The 22,035-nt window shown below is 45.1% G+C and carries 17 protein-coding genes; 9 read left to right on the forward strand and 8 right to left on the reverse strand.

Annotated elements, in window-relative coordinates; genetic code table 11:
* Window positions 1-40: 40 nt before the first annotated feature.
* Window positions 41-808, reverse strand: a complete 768-nt coding sequence (locus tag LMH68_RS15225) for a sulfite exporter TauE/SafE family protein (protein WP_229647390.1) — start codon at window positions 806-808, stop codon at window positions 41-43.
* Window positions 809-876: 68 nt separating this feature from the next.
* Window positions 877-1,950, reverse strand: coding sequence for a phosphate acetyltransferase (gene pta, locus LMH68_RS15230; protein WP_229647391.1), 1,074 nt, complete (start codon window positions 1,948-1,950; stop codon window positions 877-879).
* Between the two features lie 153 nt (window positions 1,951-2,103).
* On the opposite strand from pta, the gene LMH68_RS15235 reads away from it, so the two are divergent.
* Together LMH68_RS15235 and LMH68_RS15240 are read left to right on the forward strand one after the other, a co-directional pair.
* Window positions 2,104-2,886, forward strand: coding sequence for an IclR family transcriptional regulator (locus LMH68_RS15235; protein ID WP_229647392.1), 783 nt, complete (start codon window positions 2,104-2,106; stop codon window positions 2,884-2,886).
* A 182-nt stretch (window positions 2,887-3,068) separates the two neighbouring features.
* Window positions 3,069-4,496, forward strand: coding sequence for an NAD-dependent succinate-semialdehyde dehydrogenase (locus LMH68_RS15240; protein ID WP_229647393.1), 1,428 nt, complete (start codon window positions 3,069-3,071; stop codon window positions 4,494-4,496).
* Between the two features lie 211 nt (window positions 4,497-4,707).
* Here the strand turns inward: LMH68_RS15240 and LMH68_RS15245 are convergent, their stop codons facing one another.
* A complete protein-coding gene (locus LMH68_RS15245) occupies window positions 4,708-6,891 on the reverse strand; it encodes a malate synthase G (protein ID WP_229647394.1) in 2,184 nt (727 codons plus the stop codon).
* 155 nt (window positions 6,892-7,046) lie between these two features.
* A complete protein-coding gene (locus LMH68_RS15250) occupies window positions 7,047-8,000 on the reverse strand; it encodes a LysR family transcriptional regulator (protein WP_009845781.1) in 954 nt (317 codons plus the stop codon).
* A 130-nt stretch (window positions 8,001-8,130) separates the two neighbouring features.
* Here LMH68_RS15250 and LMH68_RS15255 point away from each other — a divergent pair, with 130 nt between their 5' ends.
* Window positions 8,131-9,729, forward strand: coding sequence for an isocitrate lyase (locus LMH68_RS15255; protein ID WP_017064278.1), 1,599 nt, complete (start codon window positions 8,131-8,133; stop codon window positions 9,727-9,729).
* Between the two features lie 196 nt (window positions 9,730-9,925).
* A complete protein-coding gene (locus tag LMH68_RS15260; protein ID WP_017067975.1) occupies window positions 9,926-10,504 on the forward strand; it encodes a hypothetical protein in 579 nt (192 codons plus the stop codon).
* Between the two features lie 103 nt (window positions 10,505-10,607).
* Here the strand turns inward: LMH68_RS15260 and LMH68_RS15265 are convergent, their stop codons facing one another.
* Window positions 10,608-11,000, reverse strand: a complete 393-nt coding sequence (locus tag LMH68_RS15265) for a cystatin domain-containing protein (RefSeq protein ID WP_017064277.1) — start codon at window positions 10,998-11,000, stop codon at window positions 10,608-10,610.
* A 668-nt stretch (window positions 11,001-11,668) separates the two neighbouring features.
* Here LMH68_RS15265 and LMH68_RS15270 point away from each other — a divergent pair.
* Window positions 11,669-12,898: an acyl-homoserine-lactone synthase gene (locus LMH68_RS15270; RefSeq protein WP_229647395.1), complete on the forward strand. Its 1,230-nt coding sequence runs from the start codon at window positions 11,669-11,671 to the stop codon at window positions 12,896-12,898.
* Complete coding sequence (locus tag LMH68_RS15275) at window positions 12,891-15,500, forward strand: hybrid sensor histidine kinase/response regulator (RefSeq protein WP_229647396.1); 2,610 nt, start codon at window positions 12,891-12,893, stop codon at window positions 15,498-15,500. Before LMH68_RS15270 ends, LMH68_RS15275 begins: the two co-directional genes overlap by 8 nt.
* Window positions 15,501-15,622: 122 nt before the next feature.
* Here LMH68_RS15275 and LMH68_RS15280 read toward each other — a convergent pair whose 3' ends face one another.
* Window positions 15,623-16,261: an RpiB/LacA/LacB family sugar-phosphate isomerase gene (locus tag LMH68_RS15280; protein WP_017059986.1), complete on the reverse strand. Its 639-nt coding sequence runs from the start codon at window positions 16,259-16,261 to the stop codon at window positions 15,623-15,625.
* 53 nt (window positions 16,262-16,314) lie between these two features.
* Window positions 16,315-17,076, reverse strand: a complete 762-nt coding sequence (gene kduD / locus LMH68_RS15285; protein WP_017067926.1) for a 2-dehydro-3-deoxy-D-gluconate 5-dehydrogenase KduD — start codon at window positions 17,074-17,076, stop codon at window positions 16,315-16,317.
* 317 nt (window positions 17,077-17,393) lie between these two features.
* On the opposite strand from kduD, the gene LMH68_RS15290 reads away from it, so the two are divergent.
* Together LMH68_RS15290 and LMH68_RS15295 are read left to right on the forward strand one after the other, a co-directional pair.
* Window positions 17,394-18,725 carry an MFS transporter gene (locus LMH68_RS15290; protein WP_229647397.1) on the forward strand — a complete coding sequence of 444 codons (1,332 nt, stop codon included), beginning with the start codon at window positions 17,394-17,396 and terminating at the stop codon, window positions 18,723-18,725.
* Between the two features lie 143 nt (window positions 18,726-18,868).
* Window positions 18,869-19,750 (forward strand): DMT family transporter, encoded by an 882-nt coding sequence (locus LMH68_RS15295; protein ID WP_229647398.1) that lies wholly within the window; start codon window positions 18,869-18,871, stop codon window positions 19,748-19,750.
* Here the strand turns inward: LMH68_RS15295 and LMH68_RS15300 are convergent.
* A complete protein-coding gene (locus tag LMH68_RS15300) occupies window positions 19,737-20,927 on the reverse strand; it encodes a GGDEF domain-containing protein (RefSeq protein WP_136981756.1) in 1,191 nt (396 codons plus the stop codon). The two genes, LMH68_RS15295 and LMH68_RS15300, sit on opposite strands and share 14 nt — an antisense overlap.
* 319 nt (window positions 20,928-21,246) lie before the next feature.
* On the opposite strand from LMH68_RS15300, the gene LMH68_RS15305 reads away from it, so the two are divergent.
* Window positions 21,247-22,035 (forward strand): phytanoyl-CoA dioxygenase family protein, encoded by a 789-nt coding sequence (locus tag LMH68_RS15305; protein ID WP_229647399.1) that lies wholly within the window; start codon window positions 21,247-21,249, stop codon window positions 22,033-22,035.

The raw sequence follows: 22,035 nt of genomic DNA on the forward strand, positions 1-22,035 counted from the left end.
TAGGCTAGCGAATCACTAGCCTCCTTGGTCGAGAATGGTTTTACGAGGAGCCAAACAACGACCATGCAGAGACAGCCATCAAATATCCGCCTATCAGCATTAACACCGTAAACACTAGCTTTCTGAGTTGATCATTGGACAACGGCGGTGGAAAACGTCGAGCAAACATTGTGACAAGCGCCACCAGAGGAACAGCAATAGCCGATAACCACAATATGCTTTGTTCCATGTCGCCTGCCGCATAGACATTGACAGTACGGGACATCGACGTACAAGCGAACACCATCAGCAGTGTGCTTCGCACCAGATCGAGCGTAAAAGGCTGCCGATAGAGATGATAAACAATCGGTGGACCTGCCATCCCAAATAATCCACCCGCTAACCCAGAGCTAAATCCTGAGACAAGGAAAGATACGGTTGCCGAACGGACCGTTCTAGTTTTAGGTTTGAACATAAAGCTCAAGCCTGCGAACAACACCATGGCACCCAATAACCCTCTTAGGATTTGAGTTGCCGACTCGCTCAACTCATCCAGTAAGTAAACGCCCATCGATACGCCGGGAATAATACCGATGACTAACACCACCAAAATCTTGAGTTCCCCAAGCAGTGGCTTACCCATCAACGCCACCAAGCAATTGAACAAAGTCACAATACTGACCACTGCGGCAATAACGGGTAGGGATACCAAATTAAGGCTGACCGTTAACCCAATCACGATGATACCGAGACCAAATCCAGTGACAGTTTGGAAATACGTACCTACCGCAATGGTGGCAAGAATGGCGAGTAAAACAGGTAACTCCATTAGCTATCCTAGTTAGGTTGTTGGGGGTAAATATGAGCGCATATCAGCGTTAGTTTAAGCAACGAGTGTTAATACCGGAATTCAAACTCCGACTCTTCGCTCTCTTCACCATCAGCTTCAGAGTCAGCCTTAGAGTCAGACGCTTTCCCTTGCTGCGCTTGTACTGCGGTAACGGCAATAACATTAAAGATATCTTCAGCACTGCAGCCTCTGGATAAGTCATTCGCGGGTTGATTCAGCCCTTGCAGCAACGGGCCAATCGCAACCGCACCACCTAACCTTTCCGCAAGCTTATAGCCTATGTTTCCCGCTTCTAAGTTAGGAAATATCAACACGTTAGATTGACCTTTGACCTCTGAATCAGGCAACTTTTTCGCCGCTATTTCAGTGACAATCGCCGCATCGAGTTGAACGTCCTGATCGACGGCGATTCCGGGACAACGTTGTTTCACGAGTTGAGCCGCGTTACGAACCTTATCGACTGATTCGTGCTTGGCGCTGCCGTTGGTCGAAAAAGACAGCATTGCGACTTTAGGTTCTTCCATCAGTAGCGTTTGAGCACTGTTTGATGCGGCTACGGCAATCGATGCTAGCTCGGTTTCATTGGGGTTAATCACCAAACCACAGTCACTGAAAATCATGCCGCCTTTAAGATTATGGAAAGGCTCACACAACATCATCAGAAAGAAACTGGACACCAATTCACTGTCTGGCGCGGGGCCGATAATCTGAAGCGCAGCTCGCACGACATCAGACGTGGTATAAACCGCACCATTAACTGTGCCATCCACCAGCCCCTCTCTGACCATCAAATTGGCAAAAACGAGTGGGTCTAGAACCAGCTCTAGCGCATCATCGTAAGTCATACCTTTCGCTTTTCTTAATGTATACAACCGCTCAGCGAGGACTTCTTTGAGTGATGACGCTTGTGGGGAGACAATGTGAATGCCTACAAGATCAATGTGATGTAATTCTGCAGCAGCGATGATCGCTGGTTCATCCCCTACTAGGGTGATGTGAGCGAGCTGTTTGTCTATCGCCATTCTTGCGGCTGCTAGTACTCGCGGGTCCTCAGCTTCACTCAAAACCACTCGCTTACGATCTAAGTGAGCCTTGTCAATAATCCGTTCAATCGCCTTCATCTTAAATTCCATTTATTGAGATTAATCGTTCCATAATTTATATTTATATTATTGGAATAACAAAAAAGGTCAAATTTTATTCAGATAATTGAAGAATAATGATTTAGTATGTACACTCTTAGGCATAGACATATCGCAAGGATGAATCACTGTATGCAAACAGAAACACCGCAAGTTCAAGGGGATACACCGACCCTCCGACTTTTTGCACTATTAGAGGTGATAGCGCAAAAAGACGAGTTTATTTCTCTGCAAGGTTTAGTCGAAGAGACCGGATTGCCAAAACCCACGCTGCACCGAATGCTTCAACAGTTAGAAGCGGCGGGCATCATTCAAAGAGATGGCGACGAAAAGCACTACAGCTCAGGTATTCGACTCAGAAAACTTGCCGAAAACCTACTTTTGAATAGCACCATGCACAGCGCGCGACGCACTATCCTTGAGAACCTGAGAGCAGAAGTCGGTGAGAGTTGTAACCTGACCGCTCTTTCAAGTGGCGAAATCATCTATCTCGATCGTGCCGAAACTGAAGCCCCCCTTCGCTTTCACCTGCACCCCGGCTCTCGCGTTCCCGTGCACTGCTCGGCTACTGGAAAACTGTTTTTAGCTCATATGTCTAAGTCGCAGCGCAGACGATTAATTGAAAATGTGCCGCTGACTCAATACACAGTAAACACGATTACCGACTATTCGACTCTAGAGAAAGACATTGAAGAAGCGAAAATCCAAGGTTTTGCTATTGATGACGAAGAGTTTTTACCAGGCTTAGTCTGTATCGCAGTGCTGATCCCATCACCAACAGGTCAATCAAACCTAGGCCTAGCGATACAAGCGCCTGTGATTCGAGTGAAACCGGATGAAGCAATAAAATTCTTGCCCGCACTTCAAAAAGCAGCAAAAGCGCTGGCGAAAATAGAATCTGATAATTGGGGTTAGTTTTGATAATTTCAGCTTAACAGTAGGATCTGGCTTTAAGTACATATTGAAGCCTGTTGCCCCGTTGTCACTGTATTCGGCTAAACGGTACTCGGCCAAACGATGTTTGGTCGAAATAATTTTAACGCCAGCATTTATCATAAACAGCAACATACTTAAGTAATCACGACAAAGGAAACACGATGCTAAACATTAACAACAAGCACTTACTCTCTTTTATGGTGACAGAACCAACAAACGCTGTTTCGGTAACAAACCCGGCAACTGGGGAACTCGTAGGCCGCGCACCTATTTTATCTGAGTCTGAATTAACAAGTGCTATCGAACGCGCTCACATGGCACAAAAAGAGTGGGCTCAAGTACCTGCTAAATCTCGAGCCGCATTACTTCATCGCTGGCATCAACTGATCCTTGAAAACAAAGATGATCTTGCTCGGCTAATGACGATTGAACAAGGCAAACCGTTAGCCGAAGCAAAGGGCGAGATCGTTTATGGTGCGAGTTTTATAGAGTGGTTCGCCGAAGAAGCGAAGCGAACCTATGGCGATTCAATCCCGAGTACAGTCGCTGGCAAACGCTTGGTGACCATCAAGCAGCCTATTGGTGTCGCATGTGCGATTACGCCATGGAACTTCCCGATTGCAATGATCACTCGTAAAGCGGCTCCTGCCTTAGCAGCGGGTTGTAGCTTTGTCGTGAAACCTTCAGATGAGACACCGCTTTCTGCGTTTGCTGTGGTTGAATTGGCTTATCAAGCGGGTATCCCTAAGGATCTGCTCCAAGTAGTGCTTGGTGAAAGCCCTGAACAAGTGGGCAACCTATTCACTTCGCATCCGTTGATCAAAAAAATCTCTTTCACTGGGTCGACCCGTGTGGGCAGCATTTTGATGGCTCAAGCTGCAAAAGGCATCAAACGCACCTCTATGGAGCTTGGTGGCAATGCACCTTTTATTGTGTTTGACGATGCTGACATCGACGCGGCCGTTCAAGGCGCAATGGCGTCGAAGTTCCGTAATGCAGGTCAAACATGTGTCTGTGCGAACCGATTCTACGTTCACAGTAAAGTGTACGATGAGTTTGTGGCTAAATTCGCTCAAGCGGTTCAGCAGCTTAAGATTGGTAACGGTTTAGATGAGGGTGTCACGATTGGACCTGTTGTCAGCCTGAATGCGAAGAACAACATCCAAGCTTTGATAAACCGAGCGATTGAACAAGGTGCTGCGCCTGTCACGCCAACTCAGGAGCTTAATGGGCTTTTCATTCAGCCTGTTGTTCTTAAAGATGTAAAACACAGCATGGACATCGTTCAACAAGAGATATTTGGCCCAGTCGCGCCTGTGATGAAATTCGACACGGACGAAGAGCTTATCGAGATGGCCAACGATACCATTTATGGATTAGCGTCGTACTTCTACAGTCAGAACATTCATCGAGTATGGAACATCGCAGAGGCACTTGAGTACGGTATGGTGGGTATTAATGATGGCCTGATCTCAACCGAAGTCGCGCCTTTCGGTGGCGTGAAACAATCAGGTATTGGCCGTGAAGGTGCGAAAGAAGGCATCGATGAGTACATGGACATTAAGTATCTTTGCTTTGGCGGAAAATAAGGTTGGTAGTAACTAAGTTCTGGCAGTGATTAGGGCTCGGAAATAATTAAGTCTTAGTGATCAATAACCTGACCCACTTTCCACCTTTCCCTTCACAAAAATGAATCAAAAAAAAGCCGCGCTATAAAAGCGCGGCACCTTGGGCTCGGTTAAAGGGGGGGTTCTTTTTTTAGTATTTTACATTCTCTATTTTTGTTATTCGGTTGCTTCGCTATTCCTGTGCTTTCAGTTTTAGACGCATCGCGTGCAGTACTGGCTCGGTGTAACCGCTCGGCTGAGCACAGCCTTCGAATACCAACTGACACGCCGCTGAAAATGCAATGCTGTTTTCAAAGTCAGGCGCCATGTTACGGTAGCTCTGGTCGCCAGCGTTTTGCTCATCCACCACTGCGGCCATGCGCTTCATGGTTTTCATTACCTGAGCTTCCTCGCAAATGCCGTGACGTAACCAGTTCGCAATATGTTGGCTTGAAATACGCAGCGTCGCTCGGTCTTCCATCAAGCCGACATCGTTAATATCAGGTACCTTCGAACAACCAACGCCTTGATCAATCCAACGAACCACGTACCCCAAAATACCTTGTGTGTTGTTATCCAGCTCACTTTGAATATCTTGCGCAGTCAGCTTTTGGTTGCCCAGTAGCGGGATAGTAAGAATATCATCAACATTGGCTCTCACTCGCTCACGAAGCTCTTTCTGACGGCTTGGTACACTCACCTTATGATAGTGCAGCGCGTGCAAAGTCGCGGCGGTTGGAGAAGGAACCCAAGCAGTATTAGCACCCGCTTGTGGATGTCCGATTTTCGCATCCATCATCTTCGCCATATTATCCGGCTCTGGCCACATACCTTTACCAATCTGGGCTTTACCTTGCAGGCCACAAGCTAAGCCAAGATCAACGTTTTGATCTTCGTATGCGCCAATCCAAGTCATGGTTTTCAGCTGTGTTTTAGGAGCAAAAGGCCCCGCTTCCATACTGGTGTGAATCTCATCACCCGTTCGGTCTAAGAAACCTGTGTTGATAAACACAACACGATCTTTAGCTGCACGAATACATTCTTTAAGGTTAACCGAAGTACGACGCTCTTCGTCCATGATGCCGACTTTTATCGTGAATCGATCTAGCCCTAATGCATCTTCAATACGGCCAAACAATTCATTAGTAAAGGCGACTTCTTCAGGGCCATGCATCTTAGGTTTTACGATGTTGATACTGTTCGCAGTCGAGTTTTGGTACGCGCTGTTGCCTTTTAAATCATGCATCGCAATTAACGAAGTGATCATGCCATCCATAATGCCTTCAGGCACTTCATTACCTTCGGCATCAATAATCGCAGGGTTAGTCATCAAGTGGCCGACATTACGGATGAACAACATGCTGCGGCCTTTTAGTGAAATCTCACCACCCGTCACGCTGGTGTATTGGCGATCGGGATTAAGGTTACGAACAATAGTTTTGCCGTTTTTCTCTAGTGATTCTTGCAGATCACCTTTCATCAAGCCTAACCAGTTACGGTAAGCCAATGCTTTGTCTTCACCATCAACTGCAGCAACCGAGTCTTCGCAATCCATAATGGTTGTTAGAGCGGCTTCGACTAATACATCTTTAATTCCCGCCACATCGACGCTACCAATCGGTGCGCTCGGGTCAATTTGAATTTCGATGTGCAGATTATTGTGTTTAAGAAGAATGCACGAAGGGGAACTTGCGTCACCTTGATAGCCAATGAACTGGTCGCTATCAATGAGAGTGACTTCTTCGCCGTTATCGAGTGTCGCTATTAATTTATTGCCGATGCTAGCGTTACTGATGCTGTATTTGGTGACGTCTTTATGGGAGACGCCGTTTAATGGCGCTGCGTCATCAAGGAACTCGCGAGCATAAGTCACTACTTTAGCGCCACGGGCTGGGTTAAAGCTTCCGCCCTTTTCCGCGCCATCACTTTCACTGATCACGTCCGTTCCATAGAGCGCATCATATAGGCTGCCCCAACGCGCATTGGCTGCGTTAAGTGCAAAACGTGCGTTCATGATTGGCACCACAAGCTGCGGCCCTGCTTGTGTTGCGATCTCAGGCTCTACGCTCGCTGTCGTCACTTGAAAGTCATCGCCTTCAGGAACCAAATAACCGATCTGCTGTAAAAACTGTTTGTACTCCACAGGATCTAGCGTTTGCCTAGCACGCTCTTGGTGCCAAACGTCAATTTGATGTTGAAGATCTTCACGCTTGATAAGCAATGCGCGATTTTTTGGAGCCAAATCTTCAAGGATGGTTGCAAATGATTGCCAAAAGTCTTCAGCGACAATGCCTGTTCCAGGGATCACCTGCTCATTAATTAATTGGTAGAGGGTGCTATCAATGTTCAAGCTTCCCTGTTGAATACGACTGCTCATAAAATCTCTCTCAAACTAATTTATGGCTACTCAATAAATTTTCGTGACTAGCTCAAATTTACTTTACTGACTTAAACTTACTTAACGGACATGAATTTAGCTAATTTATGCCGGTTATATTGGATATTCATATAAAAAATACCCTAAAAACTGTGTTATTCCGTTACTCCACTCTCGATTTCGTTAGCGACACTTTTAATCAAACGACGCATCCACTGGTGGTCTGGATTGGTTTGTAACAATGGACTCCACGCCATCTTCACCTCAAAGGGTTCAATCGCAAATGGCGCAGGCTTGATCAACAATCTAGGGTTATTGCGCTGCAGTTGAGCGGCTTTGGTAGGAATAGTCAGGATCAGGTTCTTCTGTTGTGCGAAGAGAATCGCCGACAAGTAGTGTCGCGTAAACACCGTGATGTTACGGGTTTTACCAATGCGCATTAGTGCTTCATCTATCCAACCAAGCTTTTGTGCTTCGCTTGGGTTTATCCCGACTCCCGTTCCCATACCAGTCTTACTTACCCAAATATGTTGCGCCTTTAAATAAGACAAAATATCGAAATTGTCGGCTATCGGGTTGTCACAACTAAATAGACAAGAAAACCCGTCGTGCCAAAGGCTCATCTGGTGAAACGACTGAGGAATATCGTCAAATCGGTTGATAATTATATCAACGGTACCTTGCTCTACATCCTGATAGCTCACATCACTTGGCGTCATTATATCCAGTCGTATTTTCGGTGCTATCTCGCTCAGTTTTTTTAATAGCGGCTGAATAATGGTCGACTCTGCATAGTCACTCGCCATGATACGAAACACGCGTTCACTGTCTTCTGCATTAAACTCTGTGGTCGGCTGCAGTGTCTTCTCTACATTCGCCAAGATGTTTCGAATCAGTGGCTGCAACTTGTGCGCGCGTTCGGTCGGTATCATCCCTTCACTTGTTCTCACTAATAGCGGGTCTTCAAACAGATCACGCAATCGGCGAAGGCCATTACTCATGGCTGGTTGAGTAATACCCAATTGATTTGCTGCTCGTGTAACGTTTCTTTCACGTAGCAACATGTCTAAATACACAAGCAAATTAAGGTCTATACGAGCAATATTCATAAGAAAAATACCGAATATAATAACTATAAATTAACAAAATTATCACATGAGTGGTTATTCTTTGTCCATAGCAAAGTTTTAATCCAAGCCAATTTGGCAACCATACCCCACGTGAAACTAAGGAATAGTTATGTCGCAAATTACACAAGATATCGAAATGATTGAAGTTGCAAAAAGCGCTGCTGGTGCTCCATGGGATGCAATTAACCCTGAATCTGCTGCTCGTATGCGAGCTCAAAACAAATTCAAAACAGGTCTGGATATTGCGCAATACACGGCAGATATCATGCGTGCAGACATGGCGGCTTACGACGAAGACAGCTCTCAATACACTCAGTCTCTGGGTTGCTGGCATGGTTTCATCGGCCAACAAAAGCTGATTTCTATTAAGAAGCACTTTGATGGCAAGACTGACCGTCGTTACCTATACCTTTCTGGTTGGATGGTTGCTGCACTTCGCTCTGACTTTGGTCCACTTCCAGACCAATCTATGCATGAGAAAACATCCGTTGCTGGCCTAGTAGAAGAGCTATACACATTCCTACGCCAAGCCGATGCTCGTGAACTGGGTGGTTTATTCCGTGAGCTAGACGCTGCGCGTGAAGCAGGCGATGTGAACCTACAAGACCGTATTCAAGACAAAATCGACAACCACGTGACACACGTAGTGCCAATCATTGCCGATATCGATGCTGGTTTCGGTAACGCAGAAGCGACTTACCTAATGGCTAAGCAGATGATTGAAGCGGGAGCTTGTTGTCTACAAATCGAAAACCAAGTAGCCGATGAGAAACAATGTGGTCACCAAGACGGCAAAGTAACGGTTCCACACGCTGACTTCCACGCAAAACTTCGTGCGCTTCGTTACGCTTTCCTTGAGCTAGGCATCGACAACGGCATCATCGTTGCTCGTACCGATTCACAAGGTGCTGGCCTAACAAAAGAAATCGCCGTAGTGAAAGAGCCGGGCGACCAAGGTGACATCTACAACTCATACCTAGATGTTGAAGAGATTGATGTTGCTGATATGGCTGAAGGCGATGTTTGTTTCAACCGTGACGGCAAGCTAGTTCGACCTAAGCGTCTACCTTCAGGTTTATACCAATTCCGCCAAGGTACTGGTGAAGATCGTTGTGTATTTGACTGTATCGAAGCAATCAATGCAGGTGCTGACCTACTTTGGATTGAGACTGAGAAACCACACATCGGTCAAATCAAAGAGATGATGGACGGCGTACGTGAAGTACACCCTAATGCGAAACTGGTTTACAACAACTCTCCATCATTCAACTGGACGCTAAACTTCCGCCAACAAGCATACGATGCGATGGTAGCAGAAGGTAAAGATGTTTCAGCTTACGACCGTGCTAGCCTAATGAGTGCTGAATATGACGAAACTGAATTGTCTAAACGAGCTGATGACAAGATTCGCACATTCCAAGCGGATGCATCTCGTGAAGCGGGTATCTTCCATCACTTGATTACTCTACCGACTTACCACACTGCAGCGCTGTCTACTGACAACCTTGCAAAAGAATACTTCGGTGACCAAGGCATGCTGGGCTATGTTGCAAATGTTCAGCGCAAAGAGATACGCCAAGGCATCGCTTGTGTTAAACACCAAAACATGTCTGGTTCTGACATGGGTGATGACCACAAAGAGTACTTTGCTGGTGAGAACGCACTGAAAGCTGCAGGTGAAGCGAATACATCGAACCAATTTGATTAATCGCTAACGCTAAAGCCTCCCCCGTCCTTCTCTCTTACTTAGGTAAGATCCGGGGGAAGGCTTTGAGATAAAGCTTGTACTGCCAGCTTTATCTCAAAGCCTCAGATTTGTGTTCCACACCACGGTTAACCGAACAACTTCTGTTTAAGCTAACTGTATACATATTTGTTCAGATTCCTATTTGTTGAGAGTGCCTATGACTTCAATACCTACACACCTACAAGATGCAAAAACACTGTTATCAGAGAATGGTTTCGCGACGGGTGATACTTGGTATCACGGCACATCTTCAGCTTTATTGGCTTCGATTCAAGGCCAAGGTTTAAAACGTTCTGGAGACAAAGCGCTCAACGAAGCAGCTTCAAAAACTATGGCAACCATCGGCAACAACTATACCGAATCGGTTGAGCCAGTGTTTCTCACTCAGAGTAAAGAACTGGCGTACTACTGGGCTCAACAAACCGTTCGTGAGCGAGGCGTTCGCTTCGAAGGTGAAGAACAGCCTATCGTATTAGCGGTAAACTTATCTGAAAAGCAACGTGCCAAAGTAAGACCGGACGTAGGAGCAATGAGTCTATTGATGATGAGTGTGGGCGAGCAATTCATGTCTCACCTCACTGAAATTTATCAAGCCAATAACATTGCAGGCCCCGACATCGAGCTTCGCACTGCTGATCGCATGGACTACCTCAATAAACTCGGTATGGCCTACATTGATGAAGACATCAGCCGTGCTTGTGTTCAGGAGTTAGCTGAGCCCGAGTTGGCCGACTGAAAACGTTCAACAAATCAGTCTTCTTAAAAACAAAAATGGCTCCCAATACGGAGCCATTTTTATTTGCTATAAGCCTATCTCACAAGATACAGACGCATCTAGATTATGAGCACAGAAGACCTTTCTGTGCAGGTTGCGTCATTTCGATGTCACCTTGTAGAGAACGGTAAACGATGGTGTTCCACACTTCACCATTATCCATTTCAAACTCAATAGCGTAATTCAAACCCGCGACAACCTGAGTTCGAACACTCAAGATCTGCTTGAGCTCAGCTGAAGTGTTCATTTGGCTAAGAACTGCGTTTAAAGCTTGCTTGGCTTCTGGTGTTATCTCACTTTTCGACCAACCACCCGTCAGGTTTTTAGTGCTGCAGATGGGGTTCGCATTCTCTTGCGGTTGAGTTGGTACCTCTGATTTCTGACTACACCCAGCTAACGCCACGACACTAAACAAGGTTGCTGTTCCAAGTAATGATGTTAATCGTACGTTCTTCATAAATTCTCTCTACCTCAATCATTTACGAGGGATTACTCGCAATAATGTTTCATATGCAGGCAAGCTTAAACCTCGAATGTCATCACTTCATCAGAGATTATGGTGTAACTACTCTATAAACACAGGAGATTGTCAGGAAAACAAGACGAGCACTGGAGCTCTGCTTTTATCCACCTGATATTTAAATCATTAAAATGAGTAGCGAGAGAATAAGCGAGTAATAATACAGACATAATCAATCAGATAATTACATACTTCACACCAAAAACATTCCTATCACGATTAATAAGATGAGCTCATCTTGATGTGGATTATGATATTGGTTCAAAAAATAGATATTTGAAATTATTTTATAAATCCAAAAGTTTATGCTCGACTTAATCATGTCTGATTTTAAAACTGTGATCCAACCCTACAAGTTGTTGATAATAATGTACTTTGTTCATCTGTGAATTCATTCAAATATGGAAAATCTTTATTGTTAAGGGTGGGTGCAAGTAGTAAAATCTCACCCGATTATGCAACTTACTTCTCACAACATGGACACAAGTAAAGTTACGATTAGCTCTCTCAAAGTAACGTAACTTCAAACACATACCTAAAATCAGTGTCCTATAGATAGTGCAGATCAAATAAAAATAATTATATAAACCTAGGCTAGGTTAAACATGAAATTAACGTCGTCTTTAGGCTCACTGTTGGCTAGCAGTCTGTCTATCGAAATAAAACAGCGAGCGCTGATAGAGCTCGTCATCAGCACTTATCAGCCACATGAGCGCACTGAGCTTTTTCAAAGCGTGACTGAATATCGTAGAAGCCAATTAGAATTGCTTTTCCCAGAGCATCAAAACAAAAGCTACTCTGTATTGTTTGAGGTGATGGACTACCGCGATCTGATTCTGCGCTATCCAAATACACTATCTGCAGAGATTGCTCTTCTAGAGCAGGCTGTAGGGCAGTGCTATATGCATTGGCTAGATTTCTGGTGTGAGTGTGAAATTGCTGCGATCAAAGCAAAATCTCCATTAAATCCAAGCTCCATTTCTCATGTCGACCTCCCTATCAATGACAGTGCTTATTACGGTGCGATCATCGAACAGATAGAACATGAGCCACTTTTGGTACAAACACCGAGTCACCCACAAGGAATGCCAATCAGCGATGCCATTGCTTTAAGCAATCTCGAGGTGTTCATCAAGGGCGAGAAATGGTTTGAGATGCTGCCTTTATTACACCTTTCTCAGGCAGGTAAGCATTTTATTCTGCTCAAGCATCCAGTCGATGAAGCCTTTCCAACACTGGTTTCCTCTGCGCTGATTCAAGACTGGTCTAAGAATGACACTTGGCTAAGTTACGCACCGCCGTTCAGCAATGAGCAATGGCAATACTGTTTACCCAATTACGGCTACGATGAACTCGCAGGGTTACAACTTTTCACACCGCCTACACTGTCAAAATGTTACTCTCTCCCAGAATTTGACCAACAATTCCAGTTACAATTGTCCGACAAAGATGCCCTGTGTGAGGTGTTACGTCTGACAGTCAGTGGCAATACCCAACAAAAGCTCTATTCCCTCTACCTTTCTCAAAAAGAGCTGATGAGTGTGTTACACCAAATAGGCTATAAGATTGGCTTCACTATTATCGAGCAACCTTTCATGCTTCAGTTTTATCAAACCATTGATTCCAATGCATACTTCCATTCTGGATATTGCGAATTAAATGACGATGGCACGACAATTTATCGTGGATTCTGGAATTTTGAGATGATGGTAAAAGCGTTCAATAATGTCGATTTTCGAAGCTACAAACGCGCAGTGCGAGAAAGCAGAAAGTCATTAGAAAAGTCGCGCTCGGCAGGAAAAACTAGCTCGGTGAAAAAGGATGAACATGTTTGATTTCGGCCTAGAGGCGATCATCTATGCAAAAGCAATCACACTGCTTGCAACCGTGGCTGTGGTTGTCATGTGGTTGTTCTATTACTGCTATCGCCTGAAACAGAAGAACGAAGTGATCGCAGGGACACACCATGCCCCTTACATCGCGTATTCGATCTGCATTGTTGCGTGGATCAGCAGTAACGCTTATTTCCATACCGACTTATTACCGGAACTTGGGGCCTCGGCCGCCGTGTTCGCCGCAAAGTTTGCCAACCTCGCCTCGTTCTTTGCGTTTGCCTTTGCCTATTACTTCTCGTGCAAACTCGCCGCTGAACAACGTAATGGTAAGGTTCATGTGTGGCAGCAAGCCATTTTCGTCACCCTGACCGTCTACTCCTTCTTCATCAATTTAAGTCCGGGGTTAACCGTTGAACACGTCACCATTGCAGGCCCAAGCCAGTTCGTGATTGAGTTTGGCCCGCATACGCCGTACTTCTTTATTGGGATGATTAGCTTTGTAGTGCTAACACTACTCAACCTGGTGGCCATGCGCGCCAACAGCAGCAAGCTAACTTTAGCCAAAACCAACTATATGATCGCCGGCATTTTAGTCTTCATGCTGTCTACTGCGACGATCCACCTAGGCATGACCTACTTCTTGCGTGATTTCTCGCTCACTTGGCTGCCACCAGCTTTGTCGATAAGTGAAATGTTGTTCGTTGGCTATGCCCTGCTGACCTCGCGCTTCTACAGCGTGAAATACCTGGCGTACATGAGCCTAAATGCGATGTTGGTTTGTGCTATTTTGGTGATCCCTTTTGGCGCGATATTTATCCCGCTGACAGACGACAGTCAATGGCTTGTTGCTATCCCAATCTGCGCGATTATCGGCATCACGTGGCATGTTCTCTACAAGCGCGTAAGCCACTACGCCTCGTTCTTTGTCTACGGAAACAAGAAAACGCCAGTACAACAGATCCTCTCACTAGAAGACGATTTCAAGCTGTCGATTGATGATGCAATGCGTCGATTAGGTAGCCTATTGCAGATTCCCGAAGACAAGTTGCGTCTGGTGAACAGCAACTACAACGAAACCTTCTACGAAGATTACCTGTCTACCAACAAGTCCGTTTTAGTGTTCGATGAGTTGTCTCAGGAGCTTGATTACACCGCACCAGCCAAGCGCTCAATCAAAGCCCTGTATGACAAGATGAGCTCCAACGATACCGCTTTGGTGATGCCTCTGTTTGGTCAGGGGAAATCGGTCACGCACTTGTTAGTATCGTCACACAAGAGCAACGATCAGATGTTCTCTAACGAAGAGATCTCTGCACTGCAAACCTTGTTAACTCGTGTACAAAGCACCATTGAAGCCGATAGACGCATTCGCCAAAGTCGCGCGCTTGCTAATTCTATCGCACACGAAATGCGTAACCCGCTGGCTCAAGTGCAGCTGCATTTTGAGGTGTTAAAACAGCACATTGATAACCAAGCCCCAGCTAAACAAATCCTAAAGGATATTGAGAATGGCCAAGCGGCGATTCAACGCGGGCGACAACTGATTGATATCATCCTGCGCGAAGTCAGTGACAGTACGCCTGAACACGGCCCTGTGGCCATGACCTCTATCCACAAAGCCGTAGATCAAGCCGTAAGCCACTATGGTTTTGAGAATGAAAAGATCATTGAACGCATTCGTTTACCACAACACGCTGATTTTGTAGCAAAGCTCAATGAAACCTTATTCAATTTCGTTATTTTCAACCTGATACGTAATGCAATCTATTACTTTGATTCTTATCCAGAAAGCCAAATTGAGATCAGCACCAACACAGGGCCTTACGAGAACGTTCTGATATTCCGAGATACCGGCCCTGGCATTGACGAAGCCATTGCACATAAGATCTTTGATGACTTCTTCTCTTACCAAAAAAGCGGTGGTAGCGGCCTAGGGCTTGGCTATTGCCAACGTGTGATGCGTTCATTTGGCGGCCGAGTTGAGTGCCACTCTAAACTTGGGGAGTTTACTGAGTTCCACCTGTACTTCCCGGTAGTACCCAATGCACCCAAAGCAGACGCACTTCGTACGCCTTACTTCAATGATTGGAAAAGTAATCAAACCACAACTGAAAACAAACCCAACGCAGAAGTTAAGCCAGATAACCAAGCGGAAACGCAAAGTTCAGAGCCAACAAGTACGCTAACCCCAGAGAACCATTTGGCTCCAACCGTGCTTATCGTCGATGATAAAGAAGTGCAACGCACGCTTGTTCAGATGTACCTGAGTCGACTTGGCGTAAATAGCTTACAAGCTAAAAACGGCGAGAATGCCGTCGAGCTGTTCAAAACACACAAGGTCGATTTGATCTTAATGGACGTACAAATGCCGATAATGAATGGTTTTGACGCAAGCCAAATCATCAAGGCACGCTCTCCTCAAACGCCAATCATTGCTTTATCTGGCGAATCAGGACAACACGAGTTAGATATGATCAGCAAACTGATGGATGGTCGCCTAGAGAAGCCAACCTCTTTGAAGGCACTGCAACGCGTGCTCGATAACTGGCTAGAGAAAGGCTGTGCCTCAAATGCTTCCAAAGAAACCGAAGATGAAGAGTAGATGCAGGAAAACACGAATCGCAATTTAGCCAGTTGATTACTGTTTGTCTCATTACATTGCTTTAATTATTCATCAAAAAGCCAGCCGAACAAGGCTGGCTCTATCAGAACTAAACGCTCTAATTAATCTAAAAGTGAACGAACATAATCAGCGATTTCTTGGTTTTGGCAATGCTCAAAGAAGCATTGTTGGAAACGCTCGCTGCCAACCGCTGTTTTCACTAGATCTTGGTCGATAGCTCTCAGAGAATCAATAAAGTTATCTTTTACCACCGCCGCTTTCACTTCATTCAAAATTGCTGCATTACGTTGCTGTGGTTCTGCACGTTCTAGTGGATACCCATTACCACGCTCGCCTGTGAACGCTTTTTCAAAGATATAACGAATGTTGAGTTCACCTGCCCAGCCAAAGCCTTTAGCAAAAGCGAGAGCGAGAGCATTGCCGTTGTTGATTTGGTTAAACAAGAAAGCATCTGATGGCTCTAGGCAGTAACCACAAACCACACCCGGGTGCAGGTTCAGTGACATCAAAGCACCTTGCCCTGTTCCACATCCCGTCACAACAAAGTCCACAGCCTTTGAGTTGATCAGAATACTGGCCATGATACCTAAGTGGATATACGTTAAGTGGTGATCATTCTCGTCGGTCATACCTAAGTTGAAAACATCGTGACCAATGCCACCCGCCACTGACTCTAGCTCAGCTGCAACCATGGCATTTTTACCTGCCTGACTGTTTTCCATCATTAAAGCGATTTTCATTTATCTTCTCCTGCAAGATTGCTGCAAACTCAAAATTTAGAATAAAAAACCAACTAGCGTGCTAACCAACCACCGTCAACAGCAATGGTATAGCCATTAATGTAATCCGATGCTGATGATGCTAAGAACACACAAGGACCTGCGATATCTTGCGGTTTACCCCAACGCTCAGCCGGAATACGCTCAAGAATCGCTTGATTGCGCTCAGCATCTTCACGCAGAGCTTGAGTATTGTTCGTTTCCATATAACCGGGTGCTATCGCATTCACATTGATATTGTCGCGCGCCCATTCGTTCGCCATAGCACGTGTCACTCCCATCACAGCACTTTTTGAAGCCGTATAGGAAGGAACTCGAATGCCACCTTGGAATGAGAGCATCGATGCAATGTTAATGATCTTTCCGCCAGTACCTTGAGCCTTAAATTGCTTTGCAACAGCCTGAGACATAAAGAACACCGTCTTGGTGTTCACGTTCATTACGTCATCCCAATCTTGCTCTGAGAACTCAATAGCATCTTGGCGGCGAATAATTCCTGCATTGTTCACGAGAATGTCGACTTGGCCAAACTCAGCCAAAGTGCGCTCTATAACCCCTGGAATGCACGCTTGCTCGAGAAGATCAGCACTCACGTTTAGGAACGAATGACCTGCTGCACTCATTTTCTCAATAGTCTCTTCAGGCTCTGTTCGGTTAACACCGACAACCTTACAACCGGCTTCCGCTAGGCCTAATGCAATACCTTGCCCAAGCCCCGTGTTACAGCCCGTCACTATCGCTACTTTACCTTCCAGACTGAATGACTCTAAGATCATGCTCGCTTCCTCAATTACATTGGATTCATTGCGTATCGTTATTACCAATAATTAAATCATACAATAAGATGTAAATACGAGAGCGACGTTGTAGAATTTCGATCTTGCACCAAAATCAGTCGAACAAGTGAAACGAGCACCACAAACTAAATGAATGGGGGGAAGTGATTTGGAGAACAGAAGCCTATAACCCACCATGAACCATGCTCTCGAAGATCACCCAAACCAGATATTGTAGGGATTTGACAACAATTCATGATTTAAAAGAGTAAAAGGGTTATACATAATAATGTGTTATCTAAATTACTGAAATTATCATGACGCTCAAAGAGATCCTTAAAATTCCCAATGTCCGCTACTTCTTAATGTTTAGAAGCAGCTACTTTGCGCGTTTTTACTACCCTATATTCACCCTACTTTATTTAGATTACGGGTTAACCCTGTCTCAATTCGCGATGCTCAATGTAGTTTGGGCGGCCACCATTGTGCTTGCTGAAGTACCGTCGGGTGCATTCGCCGATACCTTAGGCCGCAAGAAACTGGTGGTGCTGTCTTCGATTGTGATGTTTGTTGAGATCGCCATGATAGCGCTCGTACCAACCGGAAACCCAGACTTGGTGTTCATTGTTTTTCTGATTAACCGGATTCTCAGTGGCTTAGCGATGGCACTGGCCAGCGGTGCTGACGAGGCATTGGCTTATGACACCTTAAAAGAACAAGGCAATGAAGAGTTGTGGCCTCGAGTGCTGCAAATCCAGCTTCGTGTCGCCTCAACGGTCGGTATCTTTGTCACACTAATTGGTGCGGCGATGTACGACGTGAATTTTATGACGAACATCTTTCATTTCCTTGGACTAGCCGAACCAGAAAGCACCAAAGATCTGATGCGTATTCCTGTGTTCGCCACCCTATTTGTAGCGATGATCGCTATCTATGCCGCGATTAATATGCGCGAAGAAAAGAAGGTGATGCCAAGCGGTCAAAGCAAATTGGCAACCACCATCTCAAGTCTTAAATTGACGATCGATGCAGGTAAATGGGTATTCGCTACGCCTTACGTGCTGTTCATCTTGCTCTACTACAGCCTATTCGAACACACCTCACGCATGTTCCTAACCATGAACAGCCAATACTATCTGGCGATTGATATTCCAATTATCTACTTTGGTTTTATTGGTGCGGGTATAAGTTTGCTTAAGATTATATTGGCAGGACAAAGCCGAAGATTAGCAGAGAGTATTGAGCCTAAAACCTTCATTGTGGTCATGGGTTTAGCAAGCATGGCGACTTATTACTGGATCAGTTTAGGTTGGTCGATTTACGGGGTCATTCCGGCGTTGGTGTTAATCTTTATCATCATGACGATGAACATTTTCATCAGCTACCACCTGAATAAAAAGACCGAATCGCACAACCGAGCCACCGTTCTTAGTTTCAAAGGTTTAATGTTTAACCTCGGATACGGGCTGATCGGGATCTTGTACGCTTACTACTATAAGTTGGTGTCTCAGGGCTTCACCGAACAAGAAATAGAACAGAACCTTGCCTTCTTGGCCTCACTGTCTTCGTTTTTCTATTACTTCACCTTACTGTTCATTTCGATCAGCGCGCTGTTCTATTTCAAAAACAAGAAACAGCCGATCTTCTGAAGAAAGCATCGAACTGTTGAAGATATCTCTACTGCCGAATAGAGAATAAAGGTGAGCCTGTGGCTATAAACAGATAATGACACTTCTTATCAAGTGATTTTTTGTTAGTATCACCACCAAATTACATAACACATGGACGCGTCATGTCTTTTAGTTGGATAGCCTTTACTCTCCTTGCCGCCTTTAGCCAATCTTGGCGCAATGCCTTTCAAAGTAAATTAAGTGGCACCATGAGCGTGGCTGGCGTAACGTTAGCGCGATTTATTTGGGCTAGCCCTATCGCCCTTATTTACCTCTGCGCCCTCTATCAATGGCAGCCCGTATCCGCACCGGATTTTTCGGGTGAGTTTGTTTTCTATATTGTTGCTGCCGCCATCATGCAGATCCTCGCGACCGGCTTAATGGTGATGCTCTTCAAGCTCGAAAACTATGCGATAGGCGCAGGCTTAGCCAAGTGTGAAGCCCCCGTATCTGCTGTGCTATCCGTATTGTTTTTTGGTACTGCTTTGACACTAACAGGTTGGGTCGGCGTACTTATTGGTACTTTAGGCGTGCTAATCATGAGTAGCGCTTCTGGCTGGCGAAGCTTGTCCCCGAAAGTGTTCTTATTAGGTATGGCGTGTAGCACCGCCTTTGCTTTAACGTCTCTTTGGGTACGGGAAGCAAGTTTGAGCATAGGGTTGCCCTTCCCTCATAGCGCTGCTTGGGTGCTGTTCCTCGTCATTTCCCTTCAGACAGTGATTATCTGTACGTATCTCTTTTTCAGAGAACGCGACACGCTGCGCCTGATATTCAAGAAGTCGAAACTGGTCGTAATGACAAGCTTAGCGAGTGTTATCGGTTCTCTGGGTTGGTTTAGCGCGATGTCGCTTCAAGCCGTGCCGTACGTAAAGACACTCGGGCAAGTCGAAGTGATCTTCATGGTGTTGATATCCTATTTCTGGTTAGGGCAAAGCATCGCGCGCAAAGACATTCTTGCGCTCATCTTGCTTTCTATCGCAGCAGTATTGGTTATGTGGCAGTGACGAGCTCGTTAATATGACTAGGACAAATTGAAGTCATATTGCGACCGTTTGTTTTCGCTTGATATAACGCTTTGTCGGCTCGGCTAATAAACCCATTCCAACTCTCATGCGGGTGAAGCTGAGCAACACCAAAACTCGATGTCAGAAACATCTCATGTTCTTGTACTGCTGATACCTCTGAAATAGACAATCGTAACTTGCAGGCAATAACCTGAGCTTGTTGGAAATCGACATTAGGCAATAAAATCATTATCTCGTCTCCGCCAAAACGAAACGCACTGGCTTTAGGCGATGTTTTTATCGCACTTTGAACCATTTCAGCAAAAGACTTGATCACGAGGTCACCTACAATGTGTCCGTGTTGGTCATTGATCGACTTAAAATTATCAATATCCATCATAATGGCACTAACAGGTGCAGTTTCCGCCTGCTTCATGATAACTGGAACCATCTCATCTAATGCTCTGCGGTTTCCCAGTACCGTTAGAGGATCGCTGTAGGACAGCTCGTGAATAGAACTAAGCAACCTTGCGTTAATCAGCCAAAGCATTGTAAAGCTCATCGACACAATAAGAACGATGCTCACTAAAAAGGCAAGTTGATGAATGAGAGTGGCCGCCATGAAATCCTGGAGCTCAGTTGAAAATAGCGTCACCACAACTCGAAAAACCATAAACCCGCCATATATCGTAAATGACAAGGCCATCATCCGAATACCTAGAGTCAAGTCATCACGCCGGCCCTTTAATACCGCAAAGGCAGTGCAAAGAGTCACAAAAGCCAGATATAAACTAATGAGGATAATTCGAGCCTTTATGGAAGGCTCATAGAACGTGAAGTAAATAAAACATGGCAAAAGAGCCAACATCATTAGACTACTGAGGTAGGTGCATTTGAGAGAGTATTCTCGAAACAGACATAAGCTATACAAGGCGAGATGAAAACCAAGCGCAATGACCATATTGGCACCAATAACGGTGACCCAATCAGGGAACTCCCCTCTTAGGCTCAACATCAACGGCCCTGTTCCGATAACAAATATTGAAATGGAAAAGATTGAAAGCCCTTTAATGGACTGTTGAGTGAATTGAAATAACAACAAGCCAATACAGTAAATGAAAGAGAACAAAATAATAATAAAATTAAGTGTTCTCATATCCAGCGAAAAACCATCCATGATTTTCTATCTTCCATACGCAACCAAATTTCAACATGGTCAATAATCATGCAAACCACAAAAACATTCACCATGTGAATCTTTTTATTTTATAAAAAAAGGGGGTAGATCACATATGCGGAGATTTTTATCGCATGAGTCCATGATATGGATAGGCATGTAACACTCGCCCCCATAGAGTTTTATCGCATCACTGAATCTACAGGCTTCTGCACTCGTTACTTGGTTGAATGACGACTGTCTGGCATTATGCGCCCAAGAAATCTCTAGGGCTGTTGACCTTAGTTATTATACAGCAAAGAATGAACGAAGGTAGTCAGTGGTAGAAAACAGCCAACAATTAAGTGACCGTTACGACGAACATGGTTACTTTGTTATCAGAAATTATTTCAATGAAGCTCAAATTGCATCGCTTAGAAAAGTCGTGCTGAAATTTCATGAATCATGGAAAGCAGACAACGAAGAATTCTATAAAGAAGAAGCATTTAACTCGTCTTTAATTACGGGAAGCGAGTATTTGCTCGCCGACGATAGAAGCGTGCTTTTCGACTTCATCAGCTCGAAACAAGTGATGAACGTGGTTGATGCGGTGATTCCGAACAAACCAGCATTCATGAATACACAGCTGTTCTTCAACCCAGTAAATCCGCAACAAAAAGACTTCTGGCATCGTGACTGTCAATACGATTACGACGTTGATGACCAAATGAAAGTCATCATGGAAACCCAGGTATTGCATCTGCGAGTGCCCATTTTTGATGAGCCAGGTATGGAACTTATCCCTGGCACACACAAGCGTTGGGACAACGAAGAAGAGTACAATGTTCGCCAAGAAGAAAACGGCAAAGTGAGCAGCGATGACATCTCTGGTGGTAAGCAGATACCATTAGCCGCCGGTGACTTATTGGTGTTTTCAGCGGACATGATCCACCGAGGCCGATATGGCTTGGATCGTTTGGCTTTGGATATTTTGATCTTTGATTCGGCGGCAGAATATGTCGACTACGTTGATGACGATTGTCTGCCAACACCAGCCATGTTGAGCAACATTTCCGACCCAAGATTATTTATGAACACGCTACACTTAAAATCGATGCAGTACTCATAA

Source organism: Vibrio sp. F13 (assembly GCF_020806305.2).
GTDB classification, from domain to species: Bacteria; Pseudomonadota; Gammaproteobacteria; order Enterobacterales; family Vibrionaceae; genus Vibrio; species Vibrio crassostreae_C.